This window comes from Salinivibrio sp. ML323, assembly GCF_001995745.1.
GTDB lineage: Bacteria > Pseudomonadota > Gammaproteobacteria > Enterobacterales > Vibrionaceae > Salinivibrio > Salinivibrio kushneri.
Genome location: NZ_MUES01000012.1, coordinates 39,124 through 65,627, shown reverse-complemented (window position 1 = coordinate 65,627; position 26,504 = coordinate 39,124). Strand labels below are relative to the sequence as shown.

General features: G+C 52.9%; 26 protein-coding genes. 12 read left to right on the top strand and 14 right to left on the bottom strand.

Features of this window, described 5'->3' with window-relative positions; genetic code table 11:
* Window positions 1-146: 146 nt before the first annotated feature.
* From BZG13_RS09345 to BZG13_RS09325, 6 genes are all read right to left on the bottom strand, one after another.
* Window positions 147-644: a DUF3299 domain-containing protein gene (locus BZG13_RS09345; RefSeq protein WP_077486432.1), complete on the bottom strand. Its 498-nt coding sequence runs from the start codon at window positions 642-644 to the stop codon at window positions 147-149.
* A 3-nt stretch (window positions 645-647) separates the two neighbouring features.
* The gene (locus tag BZG13_RS09340; protein ID WP_077486431.1) at window positions 648-1,907 is read right to left on the bottom strand and encodes an ABC transporter permease; all 1,260 of its coding nucleotides are present in this window, start codon (window positions 1,905-1,907) and stop codon (window positions 648-650) included.
* The gene (locus tag BZG13_RS09335; protein WP_077486430.1) at window positions 1,904-2,599 is read right to left on the bottom strand and encodes an ABC transporter ATP-binding protein; all 696 of its coding nucleotides are present in this window, start codon (window positions 2,597-2,599) and stop codon (window positions 1,904-1,906) included. Before BZG13_RS09335 ends, BZG13_RS09340 begins: the two co-directional genes overlap by 4 nt.
* A 40-nt stretch (window positions 2,600-2,639) precedes the next feature.
* Window positions 2,640-3,425, bottom strand: a complete 786-nt coding sequence (gene zrgA, locus BZG13_RS09330; protein ID WP_108743880.1) for a zinc uptake protein ZrgA — start codon at window positions 3,423-3,425, stop codon at window positions 2,640-2,642.
* A gap of 25 nt (window positions 3,426-3,450) precedes the next feature.
* Complete coding sequence (locus BZG13_RS15190; protein WP_158012105.1) at window positions 3,451-3,738, bottom strand: DUF2607 family protein; 288 nt, start codon at window positions 3,736-3,738, stop codon at window positions 3,451-3,453.
* Window positions 3,739-3,837: 99 nt separating this feature from the next.
* Window positions 3,838-4,395: a YtfJ family protein gene (locus BZG13_RS09325; RefSeq protein ID WP_069361665.1), complete on the bottom strand. Its 558-nt coding sequence runs from the start codon at window positions 4,393-4,395 to the stop codon at window positions 3,838-3,840.
* Between the two features lie 372 nt (window positions 4,396-4,767).
* Here BZG13_RS09325 and BZG13_RS09320 point away from each other — a divergent pair, with 372 nt between their 5' ends.
* On the top strand, window positions 4,768-4,974 hold the full coding sequence (locus BZG13_RS09320; RefSeq protein WP_025673598.1) for a DUF1107 domain-containing protein: 207 nt from the start codon (window positions 4,768-4,770) through the stop codon (window positions 4,972-4,974).
* Window positions 4,975-5,042: 68 nt separating this feature from the next.
* Here the strand turns inward: BZG13_RS09320 and msrA are convergent, their stop codons facing one another.
* Window positions 5,043-5,675 (bottom strand): peptide-methionine (S)-S-oxide reductase MsrA, encoded by a 633-nt coding sequence (gene msrA / locus BZG13_RS09315; protein ID WP_443216355.1) that lies wholly within the window; start codon window positions 5,673-5,675, stop codon window positions 5,043-5,045.
* A gap of 187 nt (window positions 5,676-5,862) precedes the next feature.
* On the opposite strand from msrA, the gene tamA reads away from it, so the two are divergent.
* Both tamA and tamB read left to right on the top strand, forming a co-directional pair.
* Complete coding sequence (gene tamA, locus BZG13_RS09310) at window positions 5,863-7,566, top strand: autotransporter assembly complex protein TamA (protein WP_198935513.1); 1,704 nt, start codon at window positions 5,863-5,865, stop codon at window positions 7,564-7,566.
* Window positions 7,563-11,333: an autotransporter assembly complex protein TamB gene (gene tamB, locus BZG13_RS09305; protein WP_077486429.1), complete on the top strand. Its 3,771-nt coding sequence runs from the start codon at window positions 7,563-7,565 to the stop codon at window positions 11,331-11,333. Before tamA ends, tamB begins: the two co-directional genes overlap by 4 nt.
* 52 nt (window positions 11,334-11,385) lie before the next feature.
* On the opposite strand, the gene ppa is transcribed toward tamB, so the two are convergent.
* Together ppa and fbp are read right to left on the bottom strand one after the other, a co-directional pair.
* Window positions 11,386-11,913: an inorganic diphosphatase gene (ppa, locus tag BZG13_RS09300; RefSeq protein WP_046074295.1), complete on the bottom strand. Its 528-nt coding sequence runs from the start codon at window positions 11,911-11,913 to the stop codon at window positions 11,386-11,388.
* A gap of 126 nt (window positions 11,914-12,039) precedes the next feature.
* Window positions 12,040-13,062, bottom strand: a complete 1,023-nt coding sequence (fbp, locus tag BZG13_RS09295; RefSeq protein WP_077486428.1) for a class 1 fructose-bisphosphatase — start codon at window positions 13,060-13,062, stop codon at window positions 12,040-12,042.
* 256 nt (window positions 13,063-13,318) lie between these two features.
* Here fbp and mpl point away from each other — a divergent pair, with 256 nt between their 5' ends.
* Both mpl and BZG13_RS09285 read left to right on the top strand, forming a co-directional pair.
* Entirely contained in the window at window positions 13,319-14,692 is a 1,374-nt protein-coding gene (gene mpl, locus BZG13_RS09290) for a UDP-N-acetylmuramate:L-alanyl-gamma-D-glutamyl-meso-diaminopimelate ligase (protein WP_077486427.1), read from the top strand.
* Complete coding sequence (locus tag BZG13_RS09285; protein WP_069361670.1) at window positions 14,682-15,302, top strand: flavin prenyltransferase UbiX; 621 nt, start codon at window positions 14,682-14,684, stop codon at window positions 15,300-15,302. The genes mpl and BZG13_RS09285 overlap by 11 nt, the downstream gene beginning before the upstream one ends.
* A 40-nt stretch (window positions 15,303-15,342) precedes the next feature.
* Here the strand turns inward: BZG13_RS09285 and BZG13_RS09280 are convergent, their stop codons facing one another.
* The 3 genes from BZG13_RS09280 to argR form a co-directional block, all read right to left on the bottom strand.
* Window positions 15,343-15,774 carry a universal stress protein gene (locus tag BZG13_RS09280; protein ID WP_077486426.1) on the bottom strand — a complete coding sequence of 144 codons (432 nt, stop codon included), beginning with the start codon at window positions 15,772-15,774 and terminating at the stop codon, window positions 15,343-15,345.
* A gap of 59 nt (window positions 15,775-15,833) precedes the next feature.
* Entirely contained in the window at window positions 15,834-18,404 is a 2,571-nt protein-coding gene (locus tag BZG13_RS09275) for a TRAP transporter permease (protein ID WP_077486425.1), read from the bottom strand.
* 292 nt (window positions 18,405-18,696) lie between these two features.
* Window positions 18,697-19,167 (bottom strand): transcriptional regulator ArgR, encoded by a 471-nt coding sequence (gene argR / locus BZG13_RS09270; protein ID WP_046074289.1) that lies wholly within the window; start codon window positions 19,165-19,167, stop codon window positions 18,697-18,699.
* Between the two features lie 294 nt (window positions 19,168-19,461).
* On the opposite strand from argR, the gene mdh reads away from it, so the two are divergent.
* Complete coding sequence (gene mdh, locus BZG13_RS09265) at window positions 19,462-20,400, top strand: malate dehydrogenase (protein WP_077486424.1); 939 nt, start codon at window positions 19,462-19,464, stop codon at window positions 20,398-20,400.
* A 74-nt stretch (window positions 20,401-20,474) separates the two neighbouring features.
* Here mdh and ispB read toward each other — a convergent pair whose 3' ends face one another.
* Entirely contained in the window at window positions 20,475-21,446 is a 972-nt protein-coding gene (ispB, locus tag BZG13_RS09260; protein WP_077458124.1) for an octaprenyl diphosphate synthase, read from the bottom strand.
* A gap of 367 nt (window positions 21,447-21,813) precedes the next feature.
* On the opposite strand from ispB, the gene rplU reads away from it, so the two are divergent.
* The 6 genes from rplU to folA all read left to right on the top strand — a co-directional run bounded on the left by rplU (window position 21,814) and on the right by folA (window position 25,666).
* Window positions 21,814-22,125, top strand: coding sequence for a 50S ribosomal protein L21 (rplU, locus tag BZG13_RS09255; RefSeq protein ID WP_046074286.1), 312 nt, complete (start codon window positions 21,814-21,816; stop codon window positions 22,123-22,125).
* An 18-nt stretch (window positions 22,126-22,143) separates the two neighbouring features.
* Complete coding sequence (rpmA, locus tag BZG13_RS09250) at window positions 22,144-22,401, top strand: 50S ribosomal protein L27 (protein ID WP_069361675.1); 258 nt, start codon at window positions 22,144-22,146, stop codon at window positions 22,399-22,401.
* Between the two features lie 217 nt (window positions 22,402-22,618).
* Window positions 22,619-23,779: an Obg family GTPase CgtA gene (gene cgtA, locus BZG13_RS09245; protein WP_069361676.1), complete on the top strand. Its 1,161-nt coding sequence runs from the start codon at window positions 22,619-22,621 to the stop codon at window positions 23,777-23,779.
* Window positions 23,780-23,925: 146 nt separating this feature from the next.
* The gene (locus BZG13_RS09240; protein WP_108743878.1) at window positions 23,926-24,705 is read left to right on the top strand and encodes a threonine/serine ThrE exporter family protein; all 780 of its coding nucleotides are present in this window, start codon (window positions 23,926-23,928) and stop codon (window positions 24,703-24,705) included.
* Complete coding sequence (locus BZG13_RS09235) at window positions 24,702-25,166, top strand: threonine/serine exporter family protein (protein ID WP_069361678.1); 465 nt, start codon at window positions 24,702-24,704, stop codon at window positions 25,164-25,166. Before BZG13_RS09240 ends, BZG13_RS09235 begins: the two co-directional genes overlap by 4 nt.
* Window positions 25,167-25,183: 17 nt before the next feature.
* A complete protein-coding gene (folA, locus tag BZG13_RS09230; RefSeq protein WP_069361679.1) occupies window positions 25,184-25,666 on the top strand; it encodes a type 3 dihydrofolate reductase in 483 nt (160 codons plus the stop codon).
* Here folA and apaH read toward each other — a convergent pair.
* Window positions 25,663-26,490, bottom strand: coding sequence for a bis(5'-nucleosyl)-tetraphosphatase (symmetrical) ApaH (apaH, locus tag BZG13_RS09225; RefSeq protein ID WP_077486422.1), 828 nt, complete (start codon window positions 26,488-26,490; stop codon window positions 25,663-25,665). The two genes, folA and apaH, sit on opposite strands and share 4 nt — an antisense overlap.
* Window positions 26,491-26,504: the final 14 nt, after the last annotated feature.

Here is a 26,504-nt window from a genome sequence, read left to right as displayed (position 1 = left end):
GTATAGGGATGCGTGTGCGCAAGCAAAAACTCAACCCCATCAATCTGCTACTGATTGCCGTGTACATTGGCGCACTGGCGATCTTGTCTCATTATATTGTCTGACAACATCGGGTGCGCCGATCAGGCTCACTGATTGATAGGGACTTATCCGTCGTCGTAGTCCGTTAAGTCGGTGCCTTGTAGCACATAACCCACCTCTGCCAAGTCATGGCTCACATGTTCGGTTTTCAGCGTGCCTTCGACATAGACCACATCCCATAACTGTTGAATCGGCGCGCCGCCGGCAAACTTTACATAAACAATTTGATTGGGTGGCGGGGGTGGAACATGAATACAGGCGCCAAGAAAGGGCACCAGTAGGAATTCCGTTACCACTTTATCGTCGCCTTCCAGTGGGATCACGAAGCCAGGGATTTTGACTTGGCTGTTGTTGAGCTCTGGGCGAACAGAGCCGACCAGGCTTTGTGGATTCTCACTGTCGTGGCTGATTTCCGGCATCCCGCGGCTATCAAATTGAGCACGTTCATGCTCAGGCACCAAATCAATCCAATCCAGCGTGAGTGGTTCGCTATTTGCCCAAGCCTGAGAGCCAAAAAGACTGCTAAGCAAGGCGATAAGTCCGAGCATTATCCGTTTTTTCATCTGTTATACCTTAATTGTCATGCCATCAGCGAGCGCCTGTCGATAGGCGCGCCAAGCCGGGATCAAGCCCACGATAAAGCCAGCGACCAACACACCGGCCATCAGTGATAGCTCGTAAGAAGACGGCCAGTCGAGTGGCAAGAACAAGCCAAATTCACTGAGAATATAGGGCTGCGCCAGCGCGAGTCCACCATAAAGCAGGAGCACGCCAACGACGATTCCTGCGAGGGTGATCGCGACCGCCTCACTGACCAAAAGCAAAATAATATGCAAAGGGCGCGCGCCCATCGCACGTAAGATTGCCATTTCTCGTCGACGTTCGTTCAAGCTAGTGAGCAGGCTTGAGAGCATGCCCAACAGCCCGGCGACGGCGACAAAGCCAGAGATCACCAGCAGGGCTTGTTCGCCAACCCGCATCATGCCCCATAGCTCGTGCAAGGCAATGCCGGGCATAATCGCGGTTAATGGTTCGCGTGGATAGGTGTTGACCCAACGTTGGACAGCGAAGGTTTTGATTTTGCTGTTCAAGCCCACCATCACCGCGGTCAGTTGTTCCGGTTGCAACTCGCGCTGTTGCGCTTGCGCTTGGGTCAGGCCTTGGCCGAGTCGTGCGCCACTTTCCCAGCCGACATGAATCGCTTCGATGGCCTCGAGCGATACATGCACGCTACGGTCGACGGGGGTGCCAGTGGGGGCCAAGATCCCAGTGACCGTAAAGGGCAAGTTGTCATGCTGATTAAAGCCTTTGTCGGCCAGTCCATGGGCAATGATCAGGCTATCGCCCATCTTGTACCCCAACTCTTTCGCCACTTGGGCACCAATCACGGTATCAAATAAGCCGGAAAATGGGCCGCCTTGGCGAAAGGCGAGTGGTTGTTTTTGACCATATTGATAATGGGTAAAGTAATCATTGGTGGTGCCGACCACGCGAAAGCCGCGGTGAGAGTCCCCCAGTGAAATGGGAATGGTCCAACTCACATCCGGATGCTCATTAAGGCGCTGGTAACTGTCCCAGCCGATATTGTTGGTGGCGTTACCAATACGAAACACCGAGTAGAGCAGTAAATTAATGGGACCGGAGCGGGCACCGACAATTAAATCGGTATTGGAGAGGGTGTTGGCAAAGCTGGCTTTAGCTTGGGTGCGCACCTTCTCTACCCCGAGCAAGAGCACCACGGCAATGGTGACTGTCAGTAAAGAAAGCAGTGCGGTGGCGCGGCGATTCTTCAAGCTTTGCCCCGCCAATCCTAACAGCGAAATCATAGGTTGGCCTCCTCGCGATGTATGGCGCGATTAAGCGCGGGAAGTGAGACATCGCGGTCAAACAAGGGCGCTAATTGGCTGTCATGGCTGACAAACAATAAGCTGCTGTTGGCTTCTCGGCATCGGTCTTGAAGCAACTGAATAAAGGTATTCCGGGTGTCCGCATCAAGCGCAGAGGTCGGTTCGTCAGCGATAATTAACGCTGGTGCCCCAATTAATGCCCGTGCCGCTGCGACCCGCTGTTGCTGGCCGATACTCAGCGCAGTGACTGGCTGATGGTAGCAGCTAGCCGGTAAGCCTAATCGATCGAGTAAGGTGCCGGCTTCTTGGTGCGGGGAGTGGTGAAGTGCTTGACGTCGCGCATGAGAAAAGCGCAGCGGCACAGTGACATTATCAAGCACAGATAAGTACGGTAGCAGGTTAAATTGTTGAAAAATATAACCAATATGGTTAGCGCGAAACTGATCCCGCTGGCGATCATTCAGTTCTGTCAGCGCTTGGTGATTGACTGTCAACACACCCGATTGTGGGGTATGAATACCTGCAATCAGGCTCAGTAGCGTGGATTTCCCGCTGCCACTGGGGCCTTTTAAAAATACATGCTCGCCCTCACCGACCGCAAAGCTATCGATGTCTAAGATCGGTTGCGACTGATCTGGCCACGTAAAACGCAGTTGTTCGATGGTAATCATGCCTGACAGGGGCGCTTAACGCGCCCCGCCTCCTTTTTCCCTACCACTGGATGTGCGACTTGGCACGATTCAAGGTGTCTACCCAGACCTTATCATTAGTAAAGGCCTGAATTTTGATGGTTTCTGTGTTGGGAAACAGGCTAAACCAATCAGTTTTCAATTCGGTGAAGGCTTGTGGGTTTTGGCAAACGAATTGATAGTTCGCGGATAAGGTATTGTGGTTACCGTGATCATGTCCATGATGGTCGTCATGGTGAGCATCATGTTCATCGTGGCCGTGGTGCTCGTCGTGGTTATGGTGTTCGTCGTGGTCATGGTGCTCGTCGTGGCCGTGATGTTCGTCGTGGTCATGGTGCTCGTCATGGCCATGGTGCTCGTCGTGGTCATGGTGCTCGTCATGGCCGTGATGTTCGTCGTGGTCATGGTGCTCGTCATGACCGTGGTGTTCATCGTGACCATGATGCTCCTCATGGCCGTGATGCTCATCGTAGTCGTTAAAACTGCTGGTGACTTTGGTCTCGGCGAGCTGGCAATTCGCCGCTTCGGCAAGTTGGAAGCGTTTCCCGCCATCACGCAGTAATGCATAGGCATCTTCGAGCGTTTGCTGATCGGCGGCATTTTTCGGGTGGTGCTCAAACCCAACCACATCATGGCCGGGCGCGGTCAGCTCAATCAGCACACGCTCACCGTCTTGGGCAAGGCTAGCGGCCACTTCACCGTGCACGTGGGCGTCAAACGATTGGTAATTGGCTTCTTCGGCGAGTGCCGACGTCGCAGCCATCGTAACGGCCATGGCGATAATGCTGGGTAAAAAACGTGTTTTCATTGTGTTCTCCTAGTGAATAAATGGGTTAAATCATGAGGGAATTTATTCGACTAGGTGGATCGCGAGCTGAAAAGGCAATGGCGGTGTGGTAAGCACGTGGTGGCTTTGAAAGGGTAACAATTGCGTTGACCACATAGGTGGGCACAGGTGCTGAGACCGCATAAGCTAAGAGGGCTGGCGGCACCAAATGGCAGGCGCTGCAGTGCTCACTATGATGCGTTGGGGTGAAGGTATCGAGGTGATGCTCTCCCCACAGCCCAGCTTGGCTGAGCATCAAAACAAATAGCAGATGGACGATCAATCGCCGAGACATGCCAACTTCCGTGCCACATAAGTAATGTGATAACATAACAATTATCATCATCAACGCCAAGTGTTGAATGACAGCGCGGGCTGTCCCCGCGCGTGGTTGTTATCGGTTGACTAATTGGGTGACCAAGCTGACGACTTGATTCACTTCGTCGGCACTTAATTTGCCTTCTTTGACAAAGCGTACCGAGCCTTGGTCATCCAATACGGCAATTAACGAGCTTTCTTCTTTTAGGCGCCATGCCTCTGCGACATTGCCGTTTTCGTCGAGCACAATCGATGACCAGCTAAACTCACGTTTACTGTCTTCGGCTGATGATTTGACAAAGCCACCGGTGCCCCACATGGCATCATCTTGGTTAATGATGGTGGTGGTTTGGTAGCGAGCATCGTCAAAGTCTGCGGCGGTGATGGCTTCCATCAAGGGGGCATTCATTTCCTTGGCACTGCTGCGTCCGGCGATGGCCTGGATCACGCGTACTTTGCCCGGCAATTGTTCGGTTTGCCAAGTTTGATAAACGATATCGTCGCCATTCAGCGTCAATTCGCCGTGCTCGGCGACCTTGGCTGGCGGTAAGGGTGCACCATTTTGGAGCGTGTGCGCCATACTCGTGCCGGAGAATAACGCAAAGGTGAGAGCAAGTAGGGTGGTTTTTTTCATTATTGATCATCCATGTTTGTGGGTACTATTTGGCATCAGGTGCCAAGTTATCTATGGTTACGTCACACGGTGATTTGTGCCAAGTATCTAGGGTGATTCCGTGCGCAAGATCGGACTTTTCTGTGTCGGTCGAACTTGTGCCGCAAAACGTATTTCTCTAAAGCGGGAACTTCTGTTCGCACGCAGACTCTAATGCTGTGATTGCCATCTTACTTGAGATGGCACTTTGCTTGCTTAGCTTTTTACGCGGAGATTGCCAGATAATATTTGGCGCTCCAAGGTGGCAATATCATACGGTCATCGTGACGGTGAAAAAATGAATTGCCGTTTCGGTCTGCTTAGACAGACTTTGAGAACAAGAAAGGGATCCTTATGCTTCGCATCTTTCGTCAATATCGACCAACCCAGATTGCGCGGTATGTGAAACGATTTTTTAAGGGCCGACTCTACATCGAGGGTGTAGGCGCGTTTGAGTTTGATGGTGGCCGTTTACTGCCGCCGGGGCACAGTGACAAACGAGCGTTATCGGTAATGACTGAGGTGAATAAAGAAATTAAAGCCATGGCCATTACTGCATAAACATCGCCACACTGAAAAAACACGTCCAAGCGGACGTGTTTTTTTATGCCTCGCCATTGAGCAAAGGCTTATTGCGGTGGGAAACAAACCCCTGTGCCACCCAGGCCGCAGTAGCCTTGCGGATTTTTGTGCAAGTACTGCTGGTGGCCAGTTTCCGCGAAGTAGTACCCGCCAGCCGGTGCGATCTCGGTAGTCACCGCATCTGGCTTGCCGGCCTCTCTCAATGCCGCTTGATAAGTGGCCAGGCTCGCTTCGACACTGGCTTGATCCGCAGGATCACAATAGTAAATCGCGGAGCGATACTGCGGGCCGACGTCATTGCCTTGACGCATACCTTGGGTCGGGTCGTGGTTTTCCCAGAATACCGTCAGTAGGGTGTCTAAACTCACTACGGACGGATCAAAAATCACGTTAACCACTTCGGCATGGCCGGTTTGTCCTGTGCAGACGTCTTGATAGCGCGGATGTTGGGTAACACCGCCACTGTATCCCACCGATGTCATCACCACCCCCGGCTGTTGCCACCACTTTCGCTCGGCCCCCCAAAAACAGCCCATACCAAAAATGACCTGTTTTTGACCAGCCGCTGGCATGGCCGTGATAGGCTGATTAAATACCGCGTGCGGTTCGGCTGGAATAATCGGTTCGGTGCGATCGGCTATCGCATTGTCAGGTTGGGTAAAGGAAGATTGCATCGACATAGGCATCCTTTGACTGCTGTGATGAAAAGCGCAACGCGTGCTGCTATGCGCGTTAATGGTTGGCATTCAGGCATGGATCCCGCACCTTATGAACAACATGGTGCTGGCCTCCTGCCCCRCTCAACACGTAATATGGCAAGATATCATCAATTTAGCCGGGCGACACCCGGGTAATGGATCTCACTGCATGAATATACGGTTATTCCCCCTATTGGCGATCGCTATCAGCTTGATGTCTAACATGGCTCGTGCGGATGTCGACATAGATATTGAAGGGCTAGATGGTATTGCACAAGACAACGTCGAGACCTATTTAGCCGCGATTGACCCAGAAGAGCGGGATGGCTCCTATCGGTTTATTGCTCGCGTCGAAAAAGATGTGCGCAAAGCGCTGCAAGCGGTGGGGTTTTATCAACCTAAGATCACTACGCGAATGGACGGAGACGATACGCTGGAGGTCAAGGTTGATCCAGGCAACCCTGTTCGCTTGGCACAAGTGGACGTGGTGTTTAGCGGTGAAGCGGGCATGGATGACGATTTTCATGCTCTCAAGGCTAACGGGCCGCAGCCGGGCGCGAGGCTCAATCACAATGATTACGAGACGCTAAAAAGCCAGATTCAAAGCTTGGCGGTGAAAAAGGGATATTTTGATGGTCGCTTTACGCAAACGCGACTAGAGGTCGCGCCTGATCGTCAGCAGGCCTTTATTCGGCTTCACTTTGCCAGTGGCAAGCGCTATCACTTTGGTGCGCTTCGTTACCAAGGCGCGCAAATTCAGTTGCAGCGTCTTGATACCTTACGTGACTTTTCCCCGGGCGATCCGTATCAGGTCTCCGCATTGGGTGAGTTTAACCAAGCGCTCGCGAATACCGGTTGGTTCTCCAGTGCTTTGGTGCAAGCGGACATGGAAGATGCCGAGGATAATGAAGTGCCGATCGAGGTGACGCTGACCCCGGAGGCGCGCAACAAGTTTGAAACCGGGATAGGGTATTCCACTGACATTGGTCCGCGGTTCAAGTTTAACTGGCGCAAGCCTTGGTATAACTCACGCGGCCATAGTATCACCACATCACTGGCGATTTCTGAGCCTGAGCAGACGTTGACCTCGACCTACAAGGTCCCTTTGGAGGATGTTTCCCGCGAGTATTATCAAGTGCAGTTAGGGTTACAAAACACCGAACAACGCGACACCTCCAGCCTTGAGGTGTCGACGTCGGTTTCTAGACAYTGGCTGTATGATACCGGCTGGCAACGCAGTGTCTCGTTACGCTGGCTTTATGAAGACTACACCCAAGGGCAAGATGAAGATAGCGTCAGCGTGGTGCTGCCTGGGATCAATTTCACTCGCACGCGTGCACGCGGTGGATTAATGCCGCATTGGGGAGACAAGCAATCGATTACATTGGAAGCGGCCGATCCGGTTTGGCTGTCCGATATTAGTTTGGTGCGCTTGCAAGGGCGGAGTGCGTGGATTCGTAGCCTGAACAAAAACCATCGCGGTTTGTTACGCGTCGATGGTGGCGCTCTGATTTCTGAACAGTTTAGTGAGGCGCCGCCATCGTTACGCTTTTTCGCCGGGGGCGATAACAGTATTCGCGGTTATGGCTACGAGACCGTTTCTCCGCGTGACGAAAGCGGTCAGCTGAGCGGTGCGCGCTATATGTTGACCGGGACGCTAGAGTATCAATATCGCCTTGGCGGCAATTGGTGGTGGGCGCTATTTGCCGATGGCGGTGACGCGTGGACCAGTCGTTTATCGTGGAAGCGTGCGGCTGGTACCGGTATTCGCTGGTCATCGCCGGTCGGCCCGATTCGCCTTGATGTCGCACATGGTTTTGATAATGACGATGATGATTTTCGTATACACCTTACGCTAGGGCCTGAGTTATGAGTCGTTGGTTAGTCAGGCTAACGTTTATTGCGTTAATCAGTATTTTTTCTTTGGTGGGGCTGGTAGCGGCCGCACTTTTTACACCTGTGGGCTTGCAGTTTGGGCTGTGGGGCGCGCAGAAAGCGCTACCTGCGCTATCAGTCGATGAGGCCGACGGCAGTCTACTCACCGGCTTTGTGCTGCAAGGGGTGCGCTATGATGATACGCAGCTGCAACTGAATGCCGAGCAGCTAAAGCTTGTAATCCAAGGTAAGTGCTTACTGACGCCTGCGCTTTGTATTGATCAATTGGCCGCCGAGGGGGTCACGCTTGATATTGATTTGCCGGCGAGTGAGGAGGATGCATCCTCGCAAGACGTATCCACGCCGGCTATCCAAGCGCCGTTGCCTATTCATATCAATGCCTTTGCCTTTAAGGATGTGGCGATTCAGGTTGCCGAGCAGTCGGTGAGTTGGCATCAACTGCAAGGGGGCGTGCATTTTGTTAGCGACACCTTAACCCTATCGCCGACCGATTGGCAGCAGCTGGTGGTGAGCCTACCGAGCGACACTGAGCCTCAAGAAAATACCGACCAAGCAGTCGGCAAACCGGATAGCGCGGTGGCAAGCCCGTCATGGCATTATCCGGGGCTGGAACTACCCACGGCGGCGCTGCCGCTGTCTATCGAGGTGGAACAGCTCCATCTACAAGATACGCGGATTGAAGCGGGCACAGTGCAAACACTTTCATCGTTATCCCTGGCGGGCAGTGTTCAAGACAGCACCGTGACGATTGATAACGTTTCGGTGGCTGCTCCCCAAGGCACGGCAAACCTTGCGGGTGATATCATACTTAAAGGTGAGTACCCACTAACCTTGCAAACTCAATTGACCACCGACCTCGCTCCGCTTCAAGGCCAAGCTTTATCCCTGTCGGCCTCAGGAAGTCTTGCCGCGCTTAAGCTAAACGCGAGCGCGCGCGGCCCGGTGACGGCGACGCTGGAAGGAGAAGCAAACCTGCTGGCGGCAAACTTACCTTTTGCCGTGCAACTGGAGAGCAAAGCATTGGCGTGGCCGTTGACGGGGGAAGCGATCGCGGCATTACGCGAGCTACAATTTCACGCCGATGGTGACTTGTCTGACTATCAGCTCGGCTTACAAACCGGCGTCGATGGCCCTGACGTGCCGACCACCCAGGTGAATTTGACCGGCCAAGGTAGCCTAACGGCGTTGACTCTCTCGCAGCTGGAGGCTAACACACTGGGGGGCAAGGTGGCCGGGCGTGCCAGCGTGGATTGGTCCAGCGTGCCTTTTTGGCAAGCTGAGTTAGGGTTTGCCAACATTCAACCTCAGCAGCAATGGCCGGAGGTTACGGGGGATTTAACCGGTGCAATCAGCCATCGTGGCCGCTTAACCGCCCAAGGCGGGTGGGAGGTGTCTGTGCCCACGTTGGTGGTGCATGGGGCGTTGCAAAAACTGCCACTGGCAGTTGCAGGCGCCCTTAATGCGCATGACCGGGATGGCGATGGCCAGCCGAGCGTGTCGACATCGGGACTGACCCTGTCGCACGGCCCCAACCAAGTCACGGCACAAGGGCAAGTGCGTGATGAGTGGCAAATGGGACTGTCGGTCGATATTGCCGACTTATCACAATCCTTGCCGATGTTCACTGGCGTGATCCGCGGCGATGCAACGCTGAGCGGGCCGTTTGCTCATCCAGATGCCAAGCTCGCACTCCAAGCCAAGCAGCTGCGTTGGCAAGATGTGCGCATTAATCAGCTGACGTTAGACGGCAATCTTGCCTTGAAAGACAGCTTGGGTGGCGATCTGACGGTATCAGTATTAGGCGGGCGCTATCAAACCGTGCGCTTAGATAACCTCGATTTATCCGTGCGCGGTGATGAAGGCGAGCATCAGCTGGATTTGCGCTGGCAAGGTGCCCCGGCGTCTGGCGCGCTGCGTATTGAAGGCGCACTGGCGCGAGAGACAGGCTGGCAAGGGAGGTTGTTTGATACATCGGTGAACGTGGACGATCTTGGCGACATTGTGCAGCAAAGCGCAGCACCGATTGCGTTTAGTTTCGCTGATATGCAAACCGAGGTTGGCGAACATTGTTGGCAGTGGCAATCAACGTCTTTGTGCTTATCGCAACCGGCGACAATCGGCGAGCAAGGTGATGTCGTCGCTAAAATTGAAGGCTTTGAAGCGGCGCAAATCGCGGCCTTCTTACCGCCGGAATGGCAGCTCAATACACGTGCCAATGCCGCGATTCACGCACGCTGGCACCCTGACGCCTCACCGGATGTACAGGCCTCGATTGATATCGCGGATGGCGATCTGCGCCAGCAGGCTGATACGCCGCTGGTGATTGGCTGGCAACATGCCAATCTCAATACGCGTTGGCATCAGGATAAATTGCAAGGCGCGCTGGCGCTGACATTGTCCGAAGGGGGGACCCTGGCCTCGGCCTTTACTTTGAACGATTTGTTGGCGCCAAGCCGATCTTTGACGGGGGAGGTGACGGTCAATGATGTTCAACTGGCCAAGCTCGAACCTTTGCTGGGTAGCGATCAACAAGCGGACATTAATGGTGAAGTGAATGCTAACTTACGGGTCGAGGGTCCGCTGACCTTACCTGATGTATATGGTGGACTGACCGTTGAGGCATTGCGAGTCAAAGGCTTGGCGTCACCTGTTGATGTGAACGATGGGCAGTTAGCGCTCACGTTGGATGGCAAGCAGGGCAAGGTGGAAGGCAAGCTGGTGACACCGGATGGCGTGCTGGCACTGAACGGCGATGGGCAATGGCCCAGTATGGACGACTGGCGCTTTGGCTTAAACGTGGCGGGGGACACCTTACGCGTCAATGTGCCGCCAATGGTGCGGCTGGATGTCGCACCTGACCTCACGGTATCGGCAACGCCACATGATATGACGATTCGGGGCGACATTCGTGTGCCATGGGGGCGGATTGAAGTCGAGAACCTGCCCGAGTCTGCCATCACGTTGTCGGACGATACGGTCCTGCTGAAAGAGAACTATGTGCCAGAGGATATTGAGCAAAGTGAATCCGTGCCCTTTAACTTACAGACTGATGTGCAACTCGTACTGGGGGAAGATGTACAGTTAGCGGCGTTTGGACTGAAATCTCGTTTGTCAGGCGAGCTTAATATTAAAAACAATCAGCAAGGCGCCTTGATCGTGGGGAATGTGAGCTTGCTTGATGGTACTTATCGCTCGTTTGGCCAAGACTTGCTGATTAAAAAGGGCGAGATCTTATTCAATGGCCCCGCTGATCAGCCTTACTTGCAAGTGGAAGCGATTCGAAACCCTGAACGTATTGAAGGAGATGTGACGGCAGGGATCCGCTTAACCGGGCCCGCTGATGACCCGGTGGCGACTGTATTTATGGACCCGGCTGGCTCGCAGGCCAATGCCCTGTCCTATTTGTTACGTGGCCGCGCGCTTGATGCTGGTGCCGGTGATGCCAATATGACCTCGATGCTGATTGGTTTGGGCTTAGCGCAAAGTGGCAAGTTGGTCGGGGAGATTGGTCAGGCGTTTGGGGTTGAGGATCTGACTCTCGATACCTCAGGCGCGGGCGATGAGCAAAAAGTGGAAGTATCCGGTTATATCTTGCCCGATTTAGAGGTGAAATACGGCGTGGGGATCTTCGATGCAATTGGTGTGTTCACGGTGCGCTATCGACTGATGCAAGACCTTTATCTGGAAGCGGTGTCTGGTGTCGATCAGGCAGTGGATCTGCTCTATCAGTTTGAGGTCAAATAGAGACAAAAAAGCCCGCGAAGGCTCGCGGGCAGTGTTTCATTGAAGCGGCTGATTACTGTTTTGCGCGCTCAAATGAAGACAGGATTTCGTCTTTTGCCGCTTGGGCATCTTCCCAACCGTCAACTTTTACCCACTTGCCGGCTTCTAGCTCTTTATAGCGCTCGAAGAAGTGCGTGATTTGTGCTTTCAGCAGCTCAGGCAGGTCGTTCACGTCTTTCACGTGATCATACTCTTTGGTGAGCTTGCTGTGCGGTACCGCGATCACTTTGGCATCTTCACCTGACTCATCGGTCATTTTCAGCACGCCAACAGGGCGGCAGCGGATCACTGAGCCTGGCACTAATGGGAATGGGGTTGGAACCAGTACGTCAACAGGGTCACCATCCAAAGACAAGGTGTGGTTCACATAGCCATAGTTACATGGGTAGAACATAGGCGTTGCCATGAAACGGTCAACGAAAACGGCGCCGCTATCTTTATCGACTTCATATTTAATCGGATCGGCGTTGGCTGGGATCTCAATCACCACATAAATATCTTCAGGCAGCTCTTTGCCCGCAGGGACCTGGTTCAGGCTCATGGGATGTCCTTTTGTTTAATGAAAAAGTGTGTGCCAATTATAACCGCCAAGCGTGAAAATAACAGAGGCGACCGTATTGGCCGCCTCTTTATCATGGAAGACTGGCGTTAGGTGTCTATTTTGCGCCTATTCGTCGTCATGATCCGGATAAGTGTCGAGGTATTCTTCGACCTTATCGACCATATTGCTTGAGCCAACAAAGAAAGGCACGCGTTGATGAAGTTCATTCGGCGCGATGTCCATGATGCGCTGGGTGCCATCGGTAGCTTTGCCGCCGGCTTGCTCAATAATAAAGGCCATGGGGTTGCACTCATACAGTAAGCGTAGCTTGCCATTGGGGTAGGCCAGCGTGCTGGGGTACAGGTAAATACCACCTTTGAGCAGGTTGCGATGAAAGTCGGCGACTAAGGAGCCAATATAACGCGACGTATAAGGGCGTTTCTCCTGTGGGACGTTTTCTTGGCAGTATTTGATATATTTTTTGACGCCTTGTGGGAATTTGATGTAGTTCCCTTCGTTAATCGAGTAGATGTTCCCGTCTTGAGGGATGGTCATGTTTTCATGCGACAAGCAGAACAGCCCGAGGGACGGGTCGTAGGTAAAACCATGTACACCATCACCCGTGGTGTAAACCAACATGGTGGATGAGCCGTAAATGATATAGCCGGCGGCGACTTGGCGGTGACCGGGTTGAAGGAAGTCTTCTTCGGTGGGCGGTGTTCCTACCGGTGACACGCGGTGATAGATGGAGAAAATGGTGCCAACAGACACATTAACATCAATGTTAGAGGAGCCATCCAGTGGGTCGATGAGCACCACGTACTTGGCATTACGGTTAAGCTGTTTGTTAAAAATAACCGCGTCATCTTCTTCTTCACTGGCGACGCCACACACTTGGTCGCGCGCTTCCATCGCGGCTTTAAATTTCTCGTTGGCATAAACGTCGAGTTTTTGCTGCTCTTCACCTTGCGCGTTTTCCGTGCCAATCGCGCCAGCAATGTCGACCAAGCCGGCTTTGTTGATTTCACGGTTAACAATTTTGGCGGCCAGACGAATGGAGGCGAGAAGAGAAGATAAATCACCGCTGGCATGCGGAAACGCGTGTTGCTTCTCAACAATGTACTCGCCGAGGGTCTTAATGTCGGGCATTCTCAATCCTTAATGATGATGAACTGTCTTTCTTGTGCAATCGGATACATGGGCAGTGAGCTGCCTCTTGGAATCGCCGCTATTCTAGCTTTCGTGACTTTTTAATCGTACTGAAGAAATGAATCAGGCCAGGGAAGTGTGATCGCGACATAAAAACCATGTCAGATGCGCGCAAGCGATAAGACCCAAGCGTTAATCCAAGGCATAATAACCGCCTGCGCCAAACGACAGGGCAATCAACAATACAGTGAAGGCTATGCATATTCATATTTTAGGCATCTGCGGGACTTTTATGGGTGGCGCAGCCATGCTGGCAAAACAACTGGGGCATAGGGTGACGGGCTCTGACAGCCATGTTTACCCCCCGATGAGCACGCTACTTGAGTCTCAGGGAATCGATATTATCGAAGGCTATGATCCTGTCCAGCTATCACCTGCACCTGACTTGGTGGTGATTGGCAATGCCATGAGCCGTGGTAACCCTTGTGTCGAGGCGGTCCTCAACCAAGGCTTGCCGTATACCTCTGGCCCGCAATGGCTGCATGATTTTCTACTGCAAGACCGCTGGGTGCTGGCGGTATCTGGCACCCATGGAAAGACCACCACCGCCAGTATGCTGGCGTGGATTTTAGAAGACAGTGGCTACGCCCCCGGCTTTTTGATTGGTGGGGTAGCGAGTAACTTTAACGCGTCGGCGCGATTAGGCGATAGCCCGTTTTTTGTGGTGGAAGCGGATGAATATGACAGTGCGTTTTTCGATAAGCGCTCTAAGTTTATCCACTACCAACCGAAAACCTTGGTGATCAATAACCTTGAGTTCGATCATGCCGATATTTTTGATGATCTGGCGGCGATCAAGAAACAATTTCACCATGTGGTGCGTACCGTGCCGGGGATTGGGCAAATTATTGCGCCCTCAGACGATACCAATGTCACGGACACGTTGGCGATGGGCTGTTGGAGTGAGTGTGTGTACGCAGGGCCGGATGGCCAGTGGCAGAGCGAGAAAAAAGACCCGGCTGGCAGTCAATTTGACGTGTACTTTGCCGGTGAACTCGTGGGGACGGTGAGCTGGGATTTGGTCGGCGATCACAACGTGCGTAATGCGTTGATGGCCATCGCGGCAGCGCGTCATGTGGGGGTGACACCTGATTTGGCCTGCCAATCGCTCGAGACATTTATCAATACCAAGCGTCGGCTTGAGTGGCGCGGTGAGCAAGCCGGTGTCACTGTGTATGACGATTTTGCCCACCACCCGACGGCGATTCGCCTGACCCTTGAGGGGTTGCGCGCGAAAGTGGGTAATGGCCGCATTGTCGCTGTGCTCGAGCCACGCTCTAATACCATGAAGCAAGGGGTTCACAAGGATACACTAGCGGCGTCGTTGGCCCGTGCGGAAACGGTGTTCTTATATCAACCGCAAGGGCTAGATTGGTCGCTTGAAGCGGTGGTGGACAACTGCACGCAGCCGGCGCATAGACATGACGATATTGAAGCGTTGGTGGCTGCGCTGTGCGAGCACACGCAATCTGGCGATACCGTGCTGGTGATGAGCAACGGTGGATTTGGCGGCATTCATGACAAGCTGCTAACAGCTCTGGCGAGTAAGGAGGCGGTTTATGGCGGATAAACGAATAACCTTGGCGTGGACAGGCGCATCCGGTGCGCCCTACGGTCTACGTTTGCTCGAGTGCTTGCTCGCACAAGATTATCAGGTTTTCTTATTGATCTCGTCGGCCGCACGTGTGGTGTTAGCGACCGAGCATGGGCTGAAACTTCCGTCAGGCCCGCAAGCGGCACAGAAAATATTAGCCGAACATCTGCAATGTGATAGCAACAAACTGATCGTTTGTGGTAAAGAAGATTGGTTTTCGCCGGTCGCCTCGGGATCGGCAGCGCCCAAGCAAATGGTGGTGTGCCCTTGCTCGGCAGGTTCGTTATCGTCCATCGCCCATGGTTTGTCCGATAACCTTATCGAACGCGCGGCGGATGTGGTACTTAAAGAGCGCGGACAGTTGCTCTTGGTGGTGCGCGAGACCCCGTTTTCAACGCTGCATTTAGAAAACATGCACAAGCTGTCGCAGATGGGTGTCACCATTATGCCTGCCGCGCCAGGCTTTTATCACCAGCCCCAGTCGATCGATGATTTAGTGGACTTTATGGTGGCGCGCATTTTAGATCACTTGGGGGCCGAACAAACCTTGGTGCCTCGCTGGGGCTATGATCAACGCCAGCGGTGAACAATGCTCAGGCACGCATCGACGTGCCTGAACCCTATGGTTAAGGTTTTAACACCATTACATGGACACTGGCACCTTCGAGCACTTTGGCGGCAACTGAGCCCAGCATCATTTTATTGACGCGTGAACGCTTATGGCTTGGCATCACAATCAAATCGCAGCCGATGCGCTCTGCCGTTTTAATGATCCCCTTGTAGGGCTTACCTTCTTCAACCGACACCTGACAGGCCACGTTGTCGGGGACATATTTATCCGCAAACCCTTGTAAGTTGCGCTTCATGTCACGTTTCATTTTATTGGCGGCTTCTTCAGGGAAGTAAGAGGCGACCATCGAATTATGAATGCCGGGCAATACAGTGAGCAGGTGGATTTTGGCACCTGACTGGCTGGCGAGCCAAACAGCGTGATCGACCGCGGTATCTGCAAAGCTTTCGTCGTTCAAATCAACCGGAACCAAGATATGTTTATACATAGCGATATCCTTTGCACTTATAAAAGAAAGGGGCACGTGTCACACACGTCCCCCTGTTATTAGGCTTGGCGAATACGGCGGCGTTGATTCCACCCCAACAATGCTAAGAGCAAGAGAGTAGGGACAAACACCCACTCTTTCCATGGCCGGACATTATCGATAGTCACTGTTTTGATTTGCCAATCAAAATCAATCCCTGCTTTGTCAGCGTCACTGCCAAATTGGATCATATCCACCAACAATTTGTCGTCTTCCTCGCGAAGCATTAAGCCTGTGTCGTTAATGCGGGCTTTTCCGCTTTCAAGGCTATGATCCACGGGCAATACCACGTGCTTGGAGACTTGCTCACCAAAGAAGTTTTCTCCTTCCACTTCAAGCTGCAGCGGCTTCCCGTCTGGTAGCTGCTCCGCCACACGGGTGATCTCTGTGCCTGGGAAGCTGGTAGTCGGCGGATACACTTCGTCCCACCAAAAACCTGGACGGAAAAGGGAGAAGGTGATTAACAACAGTAGCGCGGTTTCCCACCATTTGTTTCTAGTCATCCACCAACCTTGTGTTGCGGCAGAGAACGCCAGCATCGCTATGGTCGCCGACACAATGGTCAAAATCAGGTGGAAGGGGCCATCGAGATCGAGCAACAACAACTGGGTATTGAAGATAAACATAAATGGCAGAATGGCGGTGCGGATGTCGTAAGTAAAACCTTGCACACCGGTGCGGATGGGATCGGACTTAGCAATGGCCGCGGCCGCAAAGGCAGCCAACCCCACAGGGGGGGTGTCATCGGCAAGAATACCGAAATAGAACACAAATAAGTGCACCGCGATCAGTGGAATAATTAGCCCCTGCTGTGCACCTAAAGTAACAATCACTGGCGCCATCAGGGTAGAGACCACGATATAGTTGGCGGTGGTCGGTAGTCCCATCCCCAACAATAAGCTGATCACCGCGGTAAACAGCAACATCAGGAAGATATTACCGCCGGAGATAAACTCGACGAAGTCTGTCATCACCAAGCCGATGCCAGTGAGGGTGACCGTACCTACCACGATCCCCGCGGCTGCAGTGGCGACACCGATACCGATCATGTTGCGCGCACCGGTCACAAAGGCTTCGAGCAGATCAACGCCCCCGTCACGAATTTCTTCTTTAAAGTTAGTGCGTTGGTTGAAGTAGGCAATGAGTGGACGCTGGGTGAGAATGATAAAAATCATAAACACCGTCGCCCAAAATGCAGAGAGGCCTGGCGAGAAGCGCTCCACGGTCAAACACCATACCAGCACGCCGATTGGCAGCAGGTAGTACAAGCCCGAACGCACGGTGGGGCCGGGCTCGGGGACCTCGGATAAATCAGCCGCCGCGGGGTCTTCCGCTGCTTGCGATTTATACTGGGCGGAGTAACGCACCAACAGCACATAGGCAATCAGCGTGAGGATACCGATGACCACGGTTGCCATGGCACCAAATACGTCTTTGGTCCAGCCAATGCCGTAGTAGACCGCCGCGCTGAGCACCAACAAGCCAACAAACACCGTCATAAACGAGAACAGTTTTTGCAGTACCGTGCTGGTATGACGGCGTGGTAAGCCTTCCATGCCGGCTTTACAGGCTTCTAAGTGCACGATGTAAATCAGCGCAATATAAGAGATCAGTGCGGGAAGTAGCGCGGCTTTAATCACCTCGACGTAGGAAATGCCCACGTATTCCACCATCAAGAATGCCGCTGCCCCCATAATCGGTGGGGTGAGCTGGCCATTAGTCGAGGCGGCCACTTCCACCGCCCCGGCTTTATGACTTGGGAAGCCCACGCGTTTCATCAAGGGAATGGTAAAGGTCCCGGTAGTCACTACGTTGGCAATCGAAGAACCCGAGACCAAACCGGACAGGCCGGACGCGACCACCGCGGCTTTGGCGGGGCCACCGCGCATGTGACCGAGTAGTGAGAAGGCCACTTTAATGAAGTAGCCGCCGGCACCGGCGCGGTCGAGCAAGGCACCGAACAGGACAAACAGGAATACAAACGAGGTAGAGACGCCCAGTGCCACCCCGAAGACGCCTTCAGTAGTCAGCCACAAGTGTGACATGGCTTTATTCAAGCTCGCGCCTTTGTGAGCGATGACGTCCGGCATGTAGGGGCCGGCAAAGGTATAGAGTAAGAACACACCTGCCACCACCATTAGCGGTGGGCCAAGGGCGCGGCGTGTTGCCTCAAGCATCAGAATCATACCGATGGCGGCAACCGTAATATCAAACGAGGTATAAGCGCCAGCACGGTCTGCAAGTTGGTTATAAAAAAGGAAGAGGTAACCGGCGGCCAAACTACCCGCTAGTGCAAATACCCAATCGAGTAATGGCACCCGATCTCGGGGGGAGGTCTTACGCGCGGGGTAGGCGGTGTAGGCCAAAAACATCGCGAACGCCAAATGGAGCGAGCGAGCTTCGGTATTATTGAGTACGCCAAAGTCGAGCGCGAAAGGTAGCGGCGACGCATACCAAAGCTGAAACAGGGACCAGCAAAGTGGTACCAGCCAAAGAATACGTCCTGATAGTCCATCCGGTGAGCGTGCGCCAGTATCTGCTTGCGCCACCATGTCTTGCACATCAGGAGACGATTGATGTGTCTTCGTCATGCAGTTTGTCCTTTTTATCATATGCACCGCTGATGCGGCTACAGTGTCCCGAGAAATGCATACCCGGCTGCGTCACTATCGATGAGCGACTCGCCTGTCTGCAGCCCACTGCTACGCTCGCAGTCTCACTGACATTTAACGAAAACGTGAACAGTGTGTGGCAGCGAAAAGCAGATAGTAACAGAGGGGTGTCAAAAAATTAAAACGATGTTATCGCTTTTACTTTCGTTGCAGTGACTCAAAAGTGAGATAAGGCAGGTAGGCAGCGGCTTCGCGCTGCCTGATAGGGTAATCAATAATGATATTCAAACAGATCGCATACCGCCTCAAATAAGGCTTCTGTGCTGGTACCGCGGGTGGGCGTGATAAAGATGGTATCGTCTCCGGCCACGGCACCCAGGATGCCTTCGGCCTTGCCCAATGAGTCGAGAAGCCGTGCGATCAGTTGCGCCGCCCCTGGCCCGGTATGGATCACCACCACAGCCTCGTTATAGTCGATCTCCATCACCAGCTCACGCAAGGCGCTGCCGGTGGTGGGGACACCGAGTTCGATCGGTAAGCAGTAGACCATTTCCATTTTGGCGTTGCGGGTACGCACTGCGCCGAATTTGGTCAACATGCGTGATACTTTCGACTGGTTGATGCCCTCAAATCCTTGAGCACGTAGGGCTTCGACAATCTCACCCTGAGAACTGAACTTTTCTTCTTTGAGGATCGCTTTAAACGCTCGAACCAATTGGTCTTGTTTTTCTGAGTTACGCATGACGGCAGACTCGCAATGACAAACGAGTGGCTATTTTGCATATACATGCAACGGGGGGCAATCACTGAGGGTGTAAAATGGCGACAATATCACTGTTGCTGATCAGACGCTCCGCGACAAACAAAGGGAGAATGAAAAAATGAGAGCTTAGACTGATCATCACCGCCTGAGGCTTGAGTGGGGGTAGGGGCGGGCATATGATGAAGCAACAGTTCGCTCCATTGATGGGCGACTTGTGCCCGAACAGAAGCCGGACCGGATCCGGACTATAAGAAATATCGAAAGGAGAACGACATGAAAGTTGCTGTGATTGGCGCCGCGGGAGGCATTGGTCAGGCTCTAGCCCTACTGCTAAAAAACAATTTACCAGCCGGTTCCGACCTGGCCTTGTACGATATCGCTCCTGTTACGCCAGGTGTAGCGGTTGACTTGAGTCACATCCCCACGCCGGTCACCATCAAAGGCTATAGCGGCGAAGATCCAACGCCAGCACTTGATGGGGCTGATGTGGTGTTAATCTCTGCAGGGGTGGCCCGTAAGCCGGGTATGGATCGCTCTGATTTGTTCAATGTGAACGCGGGCATTGTGAAATCATTGGCGGAAAAGATTGCTGATGTGTGTCCAAAAGCCTGCGTAGGCATTATCACTAACCCGGTTAATACCACGGTGGCGATTGCCGCCGATGTGCTGAAAGCCAAGGGCGTTTACGATAAAAATAAACTGTTTGGCGTGACCACGCTGGATGTGATCCGCTCAGAAGCCTTTATCGGTGAACTGAAAGGGATGGATCCACGCGACGTGTCTATTCCTGTTGTCGGTGGCCACTCAGGCGTGACGATTCTGCCGCTATTGTCGCAAGTAAAAGGCGTGACATTTAGCCCAGAAGAGGCTGAAGCCTTGACGCCGCGCATTCAAAACGCTGGCACTGAAGTGGTTGAAGCTAAATCCGGTGGTGGCTCCGCAACCTTGTCCATGGGTCAGGCAGCATGTCGCTTTGGCCTCTCGCTGGTGCGCGCCCTGCAAGGTGAGCAAAACGTGGTGGAATGTGCGTATGTTGAAGGCGACGGTCAGCACGCCCGCTTCTTCGCTCAACCGGTACGTCTGGGTAAAGAGGGAGTCGACGAGATCCTCAGCATCGGTGAGCTAAGTGCCTATGAGCAACAAGCGATGGACAAGATGCTGGAAACGCTGCGTAAAGATATCAAAATGGGCGAAGAGTTCGCGGCCAAATAGTAGGCATTCGACCTTGGTGAGGAAAGCGGCGCAACAGCGCCGCTTTTTAGTTTGGCTGAGGGGCTTAAATTGCGTTAGGTGTTGCGGTCAACCGCTAAATGCGCCAATGCCACTAAGGCGTGTTTATACGGGGTTTCTGGCAATATATCGAGCGCACGGATGGCTTTTTCTGATTCCTGCTCGGCACGCGCTCGGGTATACGCCAGTGAGCCGCAGGCGTCCATACAGGCCAAAATCGCCTCGAGTTTATCGCGGCCATTGCCTTTTTCGATGGCGGTACGAATCATCGCCGCTTCTTCCTCAGAGCCGTGTTGCATCGCGTGCAGCAAAGGTAGCGTCGGTTTGCCTTCTGCCAAATCATCACCCGTTTGCTTGCCCATTTCATTGTCAGCACTGGTGTAGTCAATCACATCATCAATTAACTGGAACGCCGTTCCAAGATATCGGCCATAGTCTTGGAGGGCTTTCTCCGTGTCTGCGTCCGCCTCGTTAAGAATCGCGCCAATCTGGGTGGCTGACTCAAACAAACGCGCGGTTTTAGAGTAGATGACCTGCATATAACTGGTTTCTGTGGTATCAGGGTCGTTACAATTCATCAATTGCAGCACTTCCCCTTCAGCAATCACATTGGTAGCCTCACTCATTAAATCCAGAATGCGTAACGAGCGTAGGCTGGTCATCATTTGAAACGAGCGGGTGTAAATGTAATCACCGACTAACACACTGGCCGCATTACCAAACAAGGCATTGGCGGTTGCATTGCCACGGCGCAAGTCCGATTCATCGACCACGTCATCATGGAGCAAGGTGGCGGTATGAATGAATTCAATAAATGCGGCGGCGGTGGTGTGTTTGTCACCGTGATAACCAAGTGCACGCGCCGCTAATACAGCGAGCATCGGGCGCAGTCGTTTGCCACCGCTGTTAACGATGTAAAAGCCGAGCTGATTGATTAGCGCGACATCAGAGTTTAACTGGGCGAGGATCTTTTGGTCGACCTGCGCCATGTCATCACTAATTAAGGCTTGGATTGATTTGAAATCCATGAATATATCCGGGCGTTGTCCTAGTTACTTGCCTGCCGAGCTAACGAAATAAATCACAACTCACTAGCAGCAAGAGGCGAAATATTGCACGTTAATACGTTCAGAATGGCGTGAAACCTTCGTCAGTATCGGCACCAGAGCGGGTATTTAGCTTGGCATAGTACACCAGATGACAGGCGACGAGATAGCGCTCGCACAGGGAAAATGTGTGGGAATTAATGCTGAGCACCTTTTCACCAATTTTCTTGCTTTCCCCTCTTGCCTCAAATCAATTTCTGCCGTAGAATTCGCGCCCTATTGATGAATTATATGCGCACCCCTTGTTGCTCAATATTGCAGCAGGCCGTGCGGAAATGCGGAGTAAAACATGTACGCAGTTTTCCAAAGTGGTGGTAAGCAACACCGAGTAAGCGAAGGCCAGACTATTCGCTTGGAAAAGCTAGACGTTGAAACTGGCGCAAGTGTAGAACTTGACAAAGTATTGCTAGTGGCAAACGGCGAAGACGTTAAAGTTGGCGCGCCTTTTGTTAGCGGTGCAAAAGTAACAGCAGAAGTTGTTACTCACGGTCGCGGCGATAAAGTGAATATCGTTAAGTTCCGTCGTCGTAAACATTCTCGCAAGCACATGGGCCACCGTCAGTGGTTCACTGAAGTCAAAATCACTGGCATCAGCGCTTAAGAGTAGGAGAGAGAAGAGATGGCACACAAAAAAGCTGGCGGTTCTACTAAAAACGGCCGCGATTCAGAAAGTAAACGCCTAGGTGTTAAACGCTTCGGTGGTGAGTCTGTACTAGCAGGTAACATCATCGTTCGTCAACGTGGTACTAAATTCCACGCAGGCACTAACGTAGGTTGCGGTAAAGACCACACTCTATTCGCTCTGTCTGATGGCAAAGTGAAATTTGAGACCAAAGGTCGTCATAACCGTAAATTCGTTACTATCGAAGCTGAATAAGCTTCAACGCCAAGCGAATTTCTGAAGCCCTGCCTTTTGGCGGGGCTTTTTATTGTGTCTGGTGATCACCGGTCAATGAGCGTTTGATCAGAGAGGCGCGGAAAGTCGGTCAAAGCAGAAAAATGATCCTAAGATCGATAAGATCGCCATTCACTAATCTGGGATAAGGCTAGTTGCAATAAACGTGCGTTTTAGCAATTGGTGCGGAGAAGTTAGCATGAAGTTTGTAGATGAAGCGATTATTCGCGTCGATGCCGGGGACGGGGGCAATGGGACCGTCAGCTTCCGGCGGGAAAAATATGTCCCTAAAGGGGGCCCAGATGGCGGTGATGGCGGTGATGGTGGTGATGTCTATCTGCTAGCCGACGAAAACCTCAATACCCTGATCGATTATCAGTTTGAGCGCTTTCACTCTGCAGCGCGTGGTGAAAACGGTCGCGGGGGTAACTGTACCGGTAAACGCGGTGAAGACTTGGTACTCAATGTGCCTGTTGGTACCCGGGCTGTGGATGAAGACACGGGTGAGGTGATTGCCGACTTAACCCAACATGGCATGAAAGTGATGGTAGCCAAAGGTGGGTTTCACGGCCTTGGCAATACGCGTTTCAAATCGTCCGTCAACCGCGCCCCACGACAAAAAACCATGGGAACTAAAGGCGAAGTCCGTCAGCTGCGTTTGGAGCTGTTGTTGTTGGCCGATGTGGGGATGCTAGGTTTGCCGAATGCGGGCAAATCGACCTTTATTCGTGCGGTGTCGGCGGCAAAGCCGAAAGTGGCTGATTATCCCTTTACCACGTTAGTGCCTAGCCTTGGCGTGGTTCGTGTCGCGGCTGACAAGAGCTTTGTGGTGGCCGATATTCCTGGTCTGATTGAAGGTGCGGCTGATGGCGCGGGACTGGGGATTCGCTTCTTGAAACACCTGGAACGCTGTCGTGTGTTGTTACACATGATTGATTTGCTGCCCGTTGATGGTACCGATCCGGTTGATAACGCGTTCACCATTATTGATGAATTGAATCAATACAGCGAAAAGCTGGCGGATAAACCGCGTTGGTTGGTATTTAACAAAGTGGATTTGATGCCAGAAGACGAGGCACAGGCGCAAATTGAGCGTGTGTTAGAAGCTCTGGCGTGGGATGACAAATACTACGCGATATCCGCGATTAACAAAGCGAACGTCCAACCGCTTATTTACGATCTGATGGCATCGATCGAGGCGCTACCTGCGCCGAAACCTGAGGTTGAGCCGGAAGATGAGACGGTGGCGTTCAAGTGGGATGATCACCACGAACAGCAGCTCAATCAAAGCGATGACGACGATGATTGGGATGATTGGAACGAAGACGACTACGACGTCGAGATCATCTACAAGCCTTAATCCTAAAAAGCCGTTACGTCTGTAGCGGCTTTTTTTATGTCCGATTTGGCGATAATCTGATCGCAACTTTATTTGCATCAAAGACCGTGGCGAGTCGGTGGTGAATACTGCGAGCAGATAGGCGCAATGTAAGAGGGATTTTTAAGGTGGGAAAGCGGTTAACCGAGCCAGAGCAGCGTGCTATATCGCGTTTAGTGATTGAAGTCGGGCAGCGACTGTTACAGCATGGCGCGGAAAGTAAGCTGGTCAGTGATGTAAGCATTCGCTTAGGACGTGCTCTAGGACTCGATAGCGTTGAGCTGGCGTTATCGGCGAGTTCTTTGGTAGTCACCACGCTCAGTCAAGGTCATTGTATCACCACCGCCAGACGTTGCCCCGATCGCGGGATCAACATGAAAGTGGTGACCGATATCCAACGCACGGTCATTTTGGCCGAGAAAGGGATCCTCGATGCTTTGGCGGTGCGCAAGCGCTTAAGTCGGATCGAGCCCTTTCGCTATCCACCTTGGCTGGTGGTGGGAATGATAGGCTTGTCATGTGCGGCTTTCAGTCGATTAGCGGGCGGCGATGCCGTGGTGTTTGCACTCACGTTTATCGCGTCTGCAACCGGCATGCGAGTGCGCCAACTGATTGCCCACCGTCACTTTAATCCGCTTCTCACTTTCGCGGTCACCGCGATGGTCACCACCTTGATATCCAGCGTGGGCACGATAATGGATTGGGGTAACGAACCCTTCCTTATCATGGCCTCATCAGTCTTAATGCTCGTCCCCGGCTATCCGTTGATAAACGCGGTAWCAGACATGGTCAAAGGCTTTGTCGATATGGGGATCGCTCGTTGGACGATGGCATCCTTGCTCACCTTGGCAACAGCGCTGGGTATTGTTGGTGCCATGAGTCTTGTGGGGGCATRGGGATGGTTATGAGTTTATTGCTCGCCTTACTGGAAGATATGTTCTTTGCCATGATCCCCGCGGTGGGGTTTGCATTAGTGTTTAATGTACCGGTTAAGGCGCTCAAATACTGTGCCTATGGCGGTGCGGTCGGCCATGGTTTGCGCTTTGTGCTGATGGAATCCGGGGTCGCCATTGAATGGGCCACGCTGGCAGGCGCGACCACGATTGGCTTTTTAGGTGTGTACTGGTCGCAGCGCTTTTTGGCGCATCCCAAGGTGTTTACCGTGGCGGCAATTATCCCGATGATCCCAGGCGTTTACGCGTTTAAAGCGATGATTGCGTTGGTAACCATCAACAATCAAGGCTATAGCCCTGCTTTATGGGCGAGCCTTATTGAAAACCTGACCACCGCGGGGTTCATTCTCTCGGCACTGGCCATTGGCCTTGCGATGCCAGGGTTATTGTTTTATCGTCGCCGACCAGTGATTTGAAGAAAAGGGTACCTGTAATGCGCGTCAGTTTAGTGGCTGCGATGGCAAACGATCGAGTGATTGGCAAGAATAACCAAATGCCGTGGCATTTGCCGGCAGACTTAGCGTGGTTTAAACGTACTACTCTTGGTCACCCTGTGGTGATGGGGCGCAAAACCTTTGAGTCAATTGGTCGTCCGTTGCCCAAACGACCGAACATTGTGATCAGTCGCGACCCGGACTATCAGCCAGAGGGTGTCACTGTCGTGCGCTCGCCAGAACAAGCGCTTAAAACCGTGGCCGAGTATGAGGAGGTCATGGTGATTGGTGGCGGTACCATTTATCAGGCATTTTTGCCCCGTGCTGACCGCTTGTATCTTACCTTTATTGATCTTGACGTCGACGGCGATACCCGCTTCCCGCAGTGGGGAGAAGGGTGGAAGAAAACAGAGGTCGGCTCACATCCAGTGGATGATAAAAACGCCCACCCCATCACTTTTACTGTCTGGGATCGTGCCTAAGTGGCGCTATTTTCTGCCGCTAACGTAAAGCAGGTTTTATCTTCCCAACGAAGGAGCGTGAGCTTGCCGCCCCATACGCACCCAGTATCTAGCCCATAAAGCTTGGGCTGGATGGTGCCATTTAACGCCGCCCAATGGCCAAACACCACCGACTGGTCAAGCGGCTGGCGCGCTGGCACCTCAAACCAAGGCAATAAACCGCTGTCAGCCGCTTGGCTAGGTGGCAGCTTGCATTGCATGTCCAGGCGACCATCTGGGAAACAAAAACGCATGCGGGTAAAGCTATTGATGATGTAGCGATAGCGCGCAAGCCCAGTGAGTGTTGGATCCCACTGATCGGGGCTGTCGGCATACATGTTTTCCAGCAACCAGCGCTGCTCGTTACTGCGCAGTATCGCTTCTACCTCATTGGCACAGGCGACAGCGGTCTTTTTGTCCCACTGCGGGCTGATGCCTGCATGGGCCAGCAAAAAGCCACCGTCTGGCGCGGCGACATCCATCAGGAGCGGCTGCTGAGACAACCAGCCGAGGAGTTGATCCCGATCTGGCGCATCAAGAATAGGCTGAGTATTGTCTTTGCCTTTAACTGGTTTTATACCATGGGCAACGGCCAGCAAGTGCAAGTCGTGGTTACCCAAGACGACGCGCGCCGCGTCCCCGAGCTGATAAAAGAAACGTAACACGCTGAGGGAGTCGGGGCCGCGTGCGACCAAATCCCCAACCGAGTACAAGATGTCTTTATCTGGGGAAAAATCGACCTGAGTGAGAAGCGCACGTAATGTGCGCTCACAACCATGGATATCCCCGACAAGATAGGTCGCCATATGCCTCCCTGTTG